General features: G+C 29.1%; 8 protein-coding genes and 1 riboswitch. Of the genes, 5 read left to right on the top strand and 3 right to left on the bottom strand.

All coding sequences use genetic code 11. The features are described 5' to 3' along the window. Positions 1–6: 6 nt before the first annotated feature. The 4 genes from BLT88_RS07300 (at position 7) to BLT88_RS07315 (ending at position 6,504) form a co-directional block, all read left to right on the top strand. Positions 7–1,866 (top strand): DNA topoisomerase IV subunit B, encoded by a 1,860-nt coding sequence (locus BLT88_RS07300; RefSeq protein ID WP_036786252.1) that lies wholly within the window; start codon positions 7–9, stop codon positions 1,864–1,866. Between the two features lie 3 nt (positions 1,867–1,869). After that, positions 1,870–4,623 carry a DNA gyrase/topoisomerase IV subunit A gene (locus BLT88_RS07305; RefSeq protein WP_091953965.1) on the top strand — a complete coding sequence of 918 codons (2,754 nt, stop codon included), beginning with the start codon at positions 1,870–1,872 and terminating at the stop codon, positions 4,621–4,623. A gap of 47 nt (positions 4,624–4,670) precedes the next feature. Continuing rightward, on the top strand, positions 4,671–5,000 hold the full coding sequence (locus BLT88_RS07310) for a DUF2834 domain-containing protein (protein WP_036786254.1): 330 nt from the start codon (positions 4,671–4,673) through the stop codon (positions 4,998–5,000). Positions 5,001–5,205: 205 nt separating this feature from the next. Further along, positions 5,206–6,504: a 7TM diverse intracellular signaling domain-containing protein gene (locus BLT88_RS07315; protein WP_091953966.1), complete on the top strand. Its 1,299-nt coding sequence runs from the start codon at positions 5,206–5,208 to the stop codon at positions 6,502–6,504. Positions 6,505–6,718: 214 nt separating this feature from the next. Here the strand turns inward: BLT88_RS07315 and BLT88_RS07320 are convergent, their stop codons facing one another. Beyond that, positions 6,719–7,855 (bottom strand): ABC transporter substrate-binding protein, encoded by a 1,137-nt coding sequence (locus BLT88_RS07320; RefSeq protein ID WP_091953968.1) that lies wholly within the window; start codon positions 7,853–7,855, stop codon positions 6,719–6,721. Beyond that, complete coding sequence (locus BLT88_RS07325) at positions 7,852–8,892, bottom strand: GMP reductase (RefSeq protein ID WP_036786257.1); 1,041 nt, start codon at positions 8,890–8,892, stop codon at positions 7,852–7,854. The genes BLT88_RS07320 and BLT88_RS07325 overlap by 4 nt, the downstream gene beginning before the upstream one ends. A gap of 75 nt (positions 8,893–8,967) precedes the next feature. Then, positions 8,968–9,194: riboswitch (cobalamin riboswitch) on the top strand. Between the two features lie 81 nt (positions 9,195–9,275). On the opposite strand from BLT88_RS07325, the gene BLT88_RS07330 reads away from it, so the two are divergent. After that, the gene (locus tag BLT88_RS07330) at positions 9,276–11,225 is read left to right on the top strand and encodes a TonB-dependent siderophore receptor (RefSeq protein WP_091953969.1); all 1,950 of its coding nucleotides are present in this window, start codon (positions 9,276–9,278) and stop codon (positions 11,223–11,225) included. 65 nt (positions 11,226–11,290) lie between these two features. Here BLT88_RS07330 and BLT88_RS07335 read toward each other — a convergent pair whose 3' ends face one another. Continuing rightward, positions 11,291–11,803 carry a hypothetical protein gene (locus BLT88_RS07335; protein ID WP_091955702.1) on the bottom strand — a complete coding sequence of 171 codons (513 nt, stop codon included), beginning with the start codon at positions 11,801–11,803 and terminating at the stop codon, positions 11,291–11,293. Positions 11,804–12,073 lie beyond the last annotated feature (270 nt).

The raw sequence follows: 12,073 nt of genomic DNA on the forward strand, positions 1-12,073 counted from the left end.
CATTTCATGAGTCAAGAAACAAAATATACAGAAGATAATATCAGGTCTTTAGATTGGAAAGAGCATATTAGAATGCGTCCAGGAATGTACATTGGTAAATTAGGAGACGGTTCTTCTCCAGATGATGGAATTTACATACTCGTAAAAGAAGTTTTAGATAATTCTATTGATGAATATGTAATGGGAGCTGGGAAAACTATCGAAATTTCTATTCACGGAACAAAAGTAACGGTTAGAGATTATGGTCGTGGAATTCCTTTAGGAAAAGTAGTAGACGTAGTCTCTAAAATGAATACTGGAGGGAAATACGATTCAAAAGCATTTAAAAAATCTGTAGGTCTAAATGGGGTTGGTACGAAAGCGGTAAATGCACTTTCCTCTTTTTTCAGAGTTGAATCTTCACGTGATGGAAAATCAGCTTCAGCAGAATTCAGTCAAGGAAATTTAAATAACCAAGATTTTTTAGAAGAAACTTCTCGAAGAAAAGGAACAAAAGTTTCATTTGTGCCAGATGAAGAAATTTTTAAGAAATATAAGTTCAGAAATGAGTATGTAGCAAAAATGCTTAAGAATTATGTGTATTTAAATCCTGGTTTGACGATTATTTTTAATGGAGAAAAATTCTTTTCAGAAAATGGATTAAAAGATTTATTAGAAGATAACAACAATAAAGATGATATGTTGTATCCTATAATTCATTTAAAAGGTCAAGATATTGAAATTGCTATAACGCACAGTAAGACTCAATATTCAGAGGAATATCATTCGTTTGTAAATGGGCAACATACAACTCAAGGAGGAACACATCAAGCAGCATTTAGGGAATCTATTGTAAAAACAATTCGGGAATTTTTTGGGAAGAACTTTGAAGCTTCTGATATTCGCAAATCTATCATATCTGCGATAGCAATAAAAGTAATGGAGCCTATTTTTGAAAGTCAGACAAAAACAAAGTTAGGTTCAACAGAAATGGGAGGAGATTTACCAACTGTTAGAACCTATATCAATGATTTTGTAAAAACAAAACTTGATAATTTTCTTCATAGAAATAATGATGTTTCAGAAAAGCTTCAAAGAAAGATTGTTCAAGCTGAAAAAGAAAGAAAAGAACTTTCAGGAATACGTAAATTAGCCAAAGACAGAGCTAAAAAAGCGAGTTTACATAATAAAAAATTAAGAGATTGCAGAATCCATTTAGGAGATACTAAAAAGGAAGCTTATCTAGAATCAACATTATTTATCACTGAGGGAGATTCAGCTTCTGGTTCTATTACAAAATCGAGAAATGTAAACACACAAGCAGTTTTTAGTTTAAAAGGAAAGCCTTTGAATTCTTATGGATTAAGCAAAAAGATTGTATATGAAAACGAGGAGTTTAATTTATTACAAGCGGCATTAAATATAGAAGATGGTTTAGAAGATTTGCGTTATAATAATATTGTAATTGCTACAGATGCGGATGTAGATGGAATGCATATTCGGTTGTTATTGATCACTTTTTTTCTACAATTTTTCCCCGAATTAATCAAAGAAGGACATTTATATATTTTAGAAACTCCATTATTTAGAGTCAGAAATAAAAAACAAACATTCTATTGTTATTCTGACGAAGAAAAACGTGAAGCCATTAGTAAATTAAGAGGAAAGCCAGAGATTACAAGATTTAAAGGTTTAGGTGAGATTTCTCCAAATGAGTTTGTTCATTTTATTGGTGATGACATTCGTTTAGATCCTGTAATGTTAGACAAAGAAATGTCTATAGAAAATATGTTACAATTCTATATGGGTAAAAATACTCCGGATAGACAGAAGTTTATCATCGAAAACTTAAAAGTTGAGTTGGATACTATTGAAGAGGAAGTTTAGAATATGAGTGAAGAAATAAACGAAAACGAACACGAAGAAGAATTAACAAATCTGGAAAATCAAGAAGAAATTCTTGATAATGATAACGATTCTGTTGAAACTATTACCAAAGTTACAGGAATGTACAAGGAGTGGTTTTTAGACTATGCTTCGTATGTTATTTTAGAGAGAGCGGTGCCATCTTTAGAAGACGGTTTAAAGCCTGTGCAGCGCAGAATTATGCATTCTATGAAAGATTTAGACGATGGTCGTTATAATAAGGTAGCGAATATTGTTGGTCATACAATGCAGTACCATCCGCATGGAGACGCTTCTATTGCAGATGCAATGGTGCAAATTGGTCAGAAAGAATTACTGATTGATATGCAAGGGAATTGGGGGAATATTTTAACAGGAGACCGCGCGGCGGCTTCTCGTTACATTGAGGCTCGTTTATCGAAGTTCGCTCTTGACGTTGTTTTTAATCCGAAAACTACGGATTGGAAAATGTCTTATGATGGCCGTAGGAAAGAGCCAATTGATTTACCTGTAAAGTTTCCTTTGCTATTAGCGCAAGGAGCAGAGGGAATTGCAGTTGGTTTATCAACAAAAATATTACCACATAATTTTATTGAACTGATAGATGCCTCTATCAAATATTTAAAAGGAAGAAGTTTTAAAATTTTGCCTGATTTTTTAACTGGCGGAATTGCAGATTTTACGAATTATAATGATGGAAAACGTGGAGGAAAAGTACGTGTTCGTGCTAAAATTTCGCAGTTGGATAAGAAAACTTTGGTGATTAATGAAATTCCGTTTTCTACAACAACCGTGTCTTTAATAGACAGTATTTTAAAAGCGAATGATAAAGGTAAAATCAAGATAAAAAAGATTGAAGATAATACTGCTGCAAAAGTAGAGATTTTGGTTCATTTGCCTCCAAATGTTTCGCCAGATAAAAGTATTGATGCCTTGTATGCGTTCACAAACTGTGAAACTTCAATTTCGCCATTAGCCTGCACCATTGAAAATAACAAGCCAGTCTTTGTTGGAGTTTCAGAAATGTTAAAACATTCAACAGATTTAACTGTTAATTTGTTAAAAAAGGAATTAGAAATTCAACTAAATGAATTAGAAGAACAATGGCATTTTTCATCTTTAGAAAGAATTTTTATAGAAAATAGAATCTATCGAGATATAGAAGATGAAGAAACATGGGAAGGTGTAATTAAAGCTATTGATTTAGGTTTACAACCCTATATAAAAAATTTAAAACGAGCAATTACAGAAGAAGATATTGCCCGTTTAACTGAAATTCGAATTAAGAAAATATCAAAATTTGATATTGACAAAGCCAAACAATTTATAGAGGGTTTAGAAGATAAGATTGGAGTTGTTAAAGAATATTTAGCAAACTTAATAGAATATGCGGTCAACTATTTTAAACGTTTAAAAGAGACTTACGGAAAAGAGAAAGAACGTAAAACAGAGATTAGAATTTTTGATGATATTGTTGCTTCAAAAGTAGCAATGAATAATGCAAAACTTTATGTAAATAGAATAGAGGGCTTTATTGGTACATCACTAAAAAGAGATGAATTTGTGACAGATTGTTCTGATATAGATGATATTATTGTTTTTAGAAAAGATGGTAAAATGACAGTTACAAAAGTTGATTCAAAGACTTTTGTAGGTAAAGACATTATTTATGTTGCAGTCTTCAAAAAGAAAGATAAAAGAACAGTTTATAATTTTATGTATCGGGATGGTGCTAGAGGTCCATCGTATATGAAACGTTTTAATGTAACGGCGGTTACAAGAGATAAAGAATACGATTTAACGAACGGAAATAAAGGATCCCTTGTGCACTATTTTACTGCAAATCTAAATGGAGAAGCGGAAGTTGTTACTATAAATTTGCGGTCTGTAGGAAGCGTAAAAAAACTAAGATGGGATATAGATTTTGCAGATCTACATGTAAAAGGAAGAGCCGTAAAAGGCAATTTAATTACAAAATACTCTATAAAAGCTGTTGATTTTAAATCGGAAGGCGTTTCTACTCTAAAACCCCGTAAAATTTGGTTTGATGATAGTGTACAACGATTAAATGTTGATGAAAGAGGCGAATTGCTAGGCGAATTCAGAGCTGAAGATAAGCTGCTAATTATTACTCAAAGTGGAAAAGCAAAAGCTGTAAAACCGAATTTAGCCATGCATTTTGAAGATGATATTATTGTGTTAGAAAAATGGAAATCTAATAAACCGATTTCGGCTATTTATTTTGATGGAGAAAAAGAACGTTATTATGTAAAACGTTTCTTGATGGAAACAACAGAAAAGGAGGAGGTTTTTATTTCTGAACATCCCAAATCACAATTAGAAATCGTGGCTACAGATTATAGACCAATTGCTGAAATTCAATACTCTAAGCGCAGTTTAGAAAATCAAGAAGTTAATTTTGAAGAATTTATTGCTGTCAAAGGAATAAAGGCGCAAGGAAATCAATTAACTACAGAGAAAATAAAACAAGTCAGTTTATTAGAGTCACTACCTTTTGAAGAAAAACAAAAAGAAATTCCTGAAGAAATAGAAGTGATTAATGAGGTCGTTATTGAAGATAAATTACCTATTGAGGTTCCCAAAACCCAGACTGCAAAACCAATTTCAGAGGAGCTTTCGGCTGCAGAAAAAGCAAAAATTGCTTTGCAAAAATCTATAGCAAAAAAGAAAGCAGAAGAAAAGAAGAGAGATGATGAAAATCAAACAACATTATTTTAATGTACTTCAAATAAGGATAAGAATCATTTTATTAAAAATATTTAATTATGAGACGTAAACATTTATTTTTAGGATTAGCGGTTTTGGGTATTACATATACCTGGTATTATAATATTCAATATTTTCAAACTGCAGAAAGCCCTTCTTTAATCAATTTTTTTAAGGATGCACAATCTAATTTCGCAGGGAAATCTTTTGGTGCTGATTTAACAGTTGTTGTGCTCACTTTTTTTGTTTTTATGATTCCAGAATCGATTAAATTAAAAATAAAATATTGGTGGATTTTAATTCCGTTAACTTTCATAACTGCGATAGCCTTTACGCTCCCGCTATATTTATACATTCGTGAAAATACATTAGAAAAACAGGATAAATAATTTTTAATGAATTGTTTTAAAATTTACAGAAATTGTTTACTAATTAATTAGTTTAGATCTCATTATTACTATTTATAAAGCTGTAAATACTGTTGGTCAGGTAATTAATGTCATTGCTTTTTCGAATTCCGAATATTGGATAATATTTTAACAAAAAGCTTTTTATGATTATATTTGAAATTGAACTGTTGGGCAAAAACGAAACATGAAGTTTAATTTTTTTCTATTATTATTTTTATTACAATTATCTGTTTTTTCACAAACAAAAATTTATTTTTTAAAAGATTCTAATCATAATTTTTCTATTAATAATATAGAAAAAGCTCAGTTTATACTTTTAGAAGATCAAATTTTAGACAAGCACTCAAATGATAGTTATTGGTTTAAAATTCCTGCAATAAAGACAGATTCAAAATATATTTTTAGAATTTTATACGAAAGAATTAATAGTGCAAAGGCTTTTCAAAATGCTGTTAAATATGAAAAACTTCAAAATCAAAGGTATTTAAGTTATCGTTTTTCAAGAGATAATGATTTTTATATAAGAGTAACACCTAAACTTCACGCCTATATTCCGGTGGAACTAAAAAGTGAAAGCGAAATGCTTTTAAAAGAAAGTAATCAATTTCTTTTAAATGGTTTTTATTATGGTTTTACTTTTCTAATAATTATATACAATTTATTCTACTATCAGGTTTTTAAAGATGACGCCTTCTTATATTATGCTTTATTTTTAACAAGTATTAGTTTTGCTATTTTCACTATGGATGGAATGTTGAATTTTTATAATATTAGTGGAAAAATCAATAATTTTTTATTGGTTTTGAATGGTTTTTCGATAGCTTATTTTTCTTCTAAATTTGCAAATAGTTACTTGTTTTCAAATGAATATTATCCGAAACTTAAAAGGTTTAGTTATATTTTGATAATTATTTTAGGACTCTTATGCATAAATCAAATAAATTATTACTATCTATTGTTTTTAAATATTTTAGTATTTATCATACTCGTAGCTAATTGGCTGCCTGCTGTTTTATTATTTAAAAAAAACAGATACACTAAAATTTTTGCATTTGCATATGTAATTATATTATTTTGTGGAATTGATTTTTTTATTTTAAAATTTTTAGGTGTATCTGTAATTAATGTAGATGCTAGAACAATAAAAATTGGAGCATTCTTAGAAATGATAATTCTTTCTTTTGCGGTTTTATATAGGATGAAAATGTTAAGGAAAGAAAATATACAAATGACAACTGAAATTATAAATTACTCTAAACTTTTAAAGAATAAAAACTCTAAAAATAAAGAGTTTGTGGTAGAGGTTAATATGAAAAAATTAAGTTTAAGAGAAAGACAAATTTTTAATTTAATTTTATCAGAGAAATCAAATAAAGAAATAGCCGATATTGTGCATATTTCTGTAAATACTGTAAAGTTCCACGTAAAAAATATTTATGATAAGTTAAAAATTAAAAGTAGAAAAGAAGCTTTGAATTTATAATAAAATCAAGTTTATTACTTAATATGTTTAAAAACCACCCTAAAACCACCCATTTTAGCAGATTATTTTCTGTAGTTTTTTACTAAATTTACAATGGCTGATGATCCCTACTTATCTTCCAAATTTTCAAGTATAACCCTAGATTTATCTGGGGTTTTTTTATTTTAAAAAATAAAAAAATATCTAAGGAAAAATACTTAATAAAAAATAGTAGTTATTTCATTTTCTGAAAAAATGTCATTTTGTAATCCGGTAACAAATCTGTGTTTGTGATTTTTATAATATCTTTTAAAACCAAATCTGGTCTTGTAGGCGCTAGTTCATAATAAATAACTCCTCCAGTTGTTCCTTTTTTTGTAGAAGGAGTATAGATGTTTCCATTCTCGAAAGCTTTAAACTTAGTATAGATTTGATTACTATTTAGAAGTTGTTCTTTAGTTGAAAAATAGCCTGGAGCAATCCAAAAATCAGCATTTACACCTTTATCAAAAACACTCTCAAAACTTAAAGATAAACTTCCTTTTCCTTTAGAATTTTTCCATAGATAATCAAGGTTTGCATCTTTTAAAAATTGTGCTACAAAACTATCCCCAGCGGGTAAATTCCAGATATCTTTACTCATAATCGCTCCGGATAAAATAGTTGGCTTTTTTATTGCTGTTAATGCAATTTTTTTAGCTTCTAAATAATTAGTTTCAATAATCTTAAAAATACTATCGGCTTGTTTTTCTTTATTGAATAAAACTCCAAAAAATTTAATCCATTCTGCTCTACCCAAGGGTGTTTCTTCGAGCCAATCTCCGTTATAAATTACGTTAATACCAGCTTTTTTAATGGTTGTTAAAGATTTGTCCGCAGATGAAACACTATACCCAACTACTATCTCTGGCTCTAAATCCAATAAAATTTCTGTGTTTAAAGAATTTTCTTTTCCTATTTCAGTAATATTTCCGGAATCAATTAATTGTCTTGTTTTTTCTGAAGAGACATATTTAGAATATGGAAAACCGATAACAGTTGCTTCTTCATTCAATAATTCAACCATTGGAATGTGCGTAGTAGAAGTCACTACAATTTTAGTTATGGGAACTTCTATTATAAGATTATTTTTATTGATGTTTTTGGATACTGTTTTATTCTTAATTTGATATTCAAAAACATCTTTAGAATTTTGATATGGAGATTTAATAATCAATTTTTTGATTCCATTTTTTGTAATAATATCAAATCCATTAGCGTATTTAATATTATTTTCAAACCGCTGTTTTATATCAACTTTTATAACTTCATTTTTACAATAAATTGAAATCAGAATGTATATTAAAACAGGTATAAAATTTATATTTTTCATTTAGAATACACTTGATTTTCTTGTTCTTGTACTCTAATAAAAGTAGTTCTTTTCGTAAGTTCTTTTAATCTTCTTGCGCCAACATAGGTGCAAGTAGATCTAATTCCTCCTAAAATATCTGTAATAGTGTCTTCCACATCTCCTCTAAAAGGAACTTCAACAGTTTTACCTTCAGAAGCTCTATAATTTGCAACACCACCAACATGTTTGTTCATGGCTGTTTCAGAACTCATTCCATAAAAAATTTTAAACTTTTCTCCATTTTTTTCAATTAAATTTCCACCACTTTGTGTGTGACCAGCAAGCATTCCTCCAAGCATTACAAAATCTGCACTGCCACCAAAAGCTTTAGCAATATCGCCGGGAATTTTACAACCACCATCAGAAATAATTTGACCTCCCATTCCATGAGCAGCATCTGCACATTCTATAATTGCAGATAATTGTGGATAACCAACTCCCGTTTTTATTCTTGTTGTACAAACAGAACCAGGACCAATTCCAACTTTAATAATATCTGCTCCTGCTAATAATAATTCTTCAACCATTTCACCAGTAACCACGTTCCCAGCAATAATGACTTTATTCGGGTGATTTTCGCGCATTTTCTTTACAAAATTTACAAAATTTTCAGAATAGCCGTTAGCAACATCAACACAAATGAAATTTATTTTTGGAAACTCAGTTAAAATTTGTTTCACTTTTTCTGAATCCTCTTTTCCTGTACCCGTACTAATCGCAATATTTTTAATTATTATTTCATCAGCTCTAGATGCAAAATCTTTCCATTCGTCAAGAGAATAATGTTTATGAATTGCTGTAAAAATATTTTGTCTACCTAATGTTTTTGCCATTTCAAAAGTACCGACAGTATCCATATTTGCTGCCATTATTGGTATTCCTTTCCAAACTATATCACTATGTAGAAAAGTAAACTCTCTTTCTAAAGTTACTTGTGAACGTGATTTTAAAGTTGATCTTTTTGGGCGAATCATTACGTCTTTAAAACCTAATTTTAATTCATTTTCAATTCTCATAACTATCAAAATTATTAGACCTTAAAGATATTAAATTTCCCAGTGTTTTTATTAGATTATTTATAAGATTGCATATATATTTGCCTCGATTTTGGTTTTGATATAAAAATCATTTTATATCAAATTAAAAGGGAATCTAGTTAAAATCTAGAACTGTTCCCGCAACTGTAAGTTTATGCTGAATATGATTCAGTGCCTCAATTGAGGATGTTGTTAATTCTTATACCACTGACAATTATTGTTGGGAAGGTCTAATAACATGAAAACAAGTCAGGAGACCTGCCATTTTCACGAGTTAAAAACTTTCGGGATAGAAGTTTATGTACTAATCTATATTTGTACACAAAATTTACCTGATTTATTGTAAATCAAATTAATTAAAAATGAAAAAACAATTATTAATTGTTGGTGTTATGGCATTTAGTTTTGTCAGCACAAACTTGTCTGCACAGCAAAAAGAGACAAAAAAAGGAAATGTAGAAACTTTAGATGAGGTTGTTGTAACGGCAACAAAATTCAACTTAAAAAAGGAAAATACTGGTAAAGTAATTCACAAAATTACTCAAAAAGAATTGCAACAAAATGCAGGTAAAAATGTAATTGAAATATTAAATAATATTGCTGGTATAGATGTAAGAGGTGTAAATGCTAATGCAGCAGAACCAAGAAGTATTAATATTAGAGGAGGAAGAAGTAGACAAGTTTTAGTTTTAATTGATGGTGTTCCCGTAACAGATCAATCGGCAATAAACCAAGAATTTGATTTACGTTTATTGGCAGTAAGTCAAATTGAAACTATTGAAATTTTAAAAGGAGCTTCCTCAACCTTATATGGTTCTGGTGCTGCTACTGCAGTAATTAATATCATTTTAAAAACAGCTTCTGAAGATAAAATTTCTGGTTCTTTTGAAACAAGTATGGGTACAAATAATACTGCAAATGTAACAGGAAGTGGTTTTTCTAATAAAAATCAGAATGTTACGCTAAATGGCACATTAGGAAATCTTAATTTTTTAGGTTCTTTTAGTTTAACTGGTTTAGATGGAATGTCTTCTGCAAAAAGTAAAACGGATACTGAATTTGAAAACGACAAATTTTATAGCAAAAACGCTTTAGTTAAGTTAGGTTATCAAATTAATGATAAAATTTCTGTAGAAACGTTTTTAAATTATGATGAATTTGAGTACGATTTTGATGATGGAGCATTTGCAGATGGTGATTTAAACACAGGAAATCAAGAACAATTTAGAGTTGGAATTAAACCAACATTGAATTATAGAAACGGACAAGCTTATTTTTTAGCCTCTATAAATATTTTAGAGAGAGACTTAAAACAATACAATTCTTGGGCAGGAACTTTAGACAGTTATGAGTTTGTTGGTAGAAGTGTAAATTTAGATCTAGTAAATAAATTTGAGTTTAAAAAAGCTAATATTCAATTGATTACAGGTTTGAATTATCAAACACATAATAATAATACGGTAACCCCTTTTGCTGAAATTAAAAAAGGAATTGCTAACTTTAATACTTTAGATCCTTATGCAAGTTTAGTGTATATATCTGATTACGGTTTAAGTGTAAATGTTGGTGGTAGATTAAACATTCATAATGTATATGGAAATCATTTTGTGTATGATGGAAATCTTGCATATTCACTTTTAAAAGATGAAAATATTTCTGTTAAATTATTAACGTCATTTAGTACAGCGTTTATTGCACCGAGTTTATATCAATTATACGATGGTTTTTCTGGAAACCTGGATTTAAATCCAGAATCTAATAAAACTTTTGAGTTTGGTTTTGATACTAGTTATCAAGATTGGTTAAAATTAGATGCAGTATATTTTAATAGAAAAGAGGAAGATGCAATAATTTATAGTAGTTCTACTTTTAAATATGCAAATGGTTCTTCTGAAGCTAACGGTTTTGAAATAAATACGTCAATAATTCCAACAGATGATATAAGGATTAATGCTTCATATACTCATATTAAAAAAGATGAATTTGAAGATTTTAACGATTACATTCCGGCAAGTAAAATTGTTGTAGGCTTGGATATTACTACTTTAAAAAATACATTTTTGAACTTAACGTATAGAAACGTTGGTGAGAGAACAATTTTTGATAGATATGGGTCTTTTGGCACAGCTGGTGACGATGTTACTTTATCTTGTTACCAAGTATTAGATTTTGCTATAAATTATAAATTACTAGATGAAACAGTAACTTTATTTGGTGCTGTTACCAACTTATTAAACGAAGATTACGATGATATTTTAGGGTACTCTACAAGAGGTAGAAACTTTAAAGTAGGAGTTAGATTGCAATTCTAGATTTCGAAGTTTCTCAGTATATTTTACCGAATAAAAAATCTTCTTTTCATTAAGAAGATTTTTTATTATAACAGTCTTAGTACTTCATTTTTTATAAGAGAAATAGCAGTCTCTGTTGGCGGTAATTTTTTAGCATAATAGATAATAACATTTTCTCTTAAATCATGGGCATTGTTTGATGTTTCTGCAACTTCTTTTAATTTATTTATGATCCCATTTTTAGTCGCTAAAATCGCAGTCCAAGAATCGTCCGAAATGTAGATTTGCTGTACCAAGTTATGTTCAAATTCTTGTTCTACATTCGCTATAAGTAATTGTAAATAATCTTGTTTGTTTTCAGAGAGCGGTTTTATTCTAACTAACATTTTTATAGGATTAATTCGCTCACAAAATAATAGCATGCGCTCGTAAGCTTGCAACCTTATGGGAAGCGTATCTTTTTTCCTTTCAGATAAAAGCGCTAACTTTTTTGAAGTATCTTGATGTTTTATAAACCCTTTAAACATATAGTAAGCTACTAGACCTGTAACTGTGGCGGGTAAAATATATCCAATACTTTCTAATATTTTATCTTCCATAATACCATGCATATTTATATAAGCACAAATATAGAGCTTCTAAACATAGTCTAAAATCAAAATAGCGTAATGTTTCTATAAATAAAACAGATTCTGCGAGCTTTACTAATTATTTCTTTATTTCAATGAGGTGATTAGCAATATGACCTCTGCCAATATTTTATATGTTCATCAAAATTTTTATAGGTTTCTTTAATGCTTTCAAATAAATTTTAAAATCATTATTTTTATAAATTCTATATTTTATACTGCAAAAAAGTAATGGTTATA

Source organism: Polaribacter sp. Hel1_33_78 (assembly GCF_900106075.1).
Classification (GTDB): Bacteria; Bacteroidota; Bacteroidia; order Flavobacteriales; family Flavobacteriaceae; genus Polaribacter.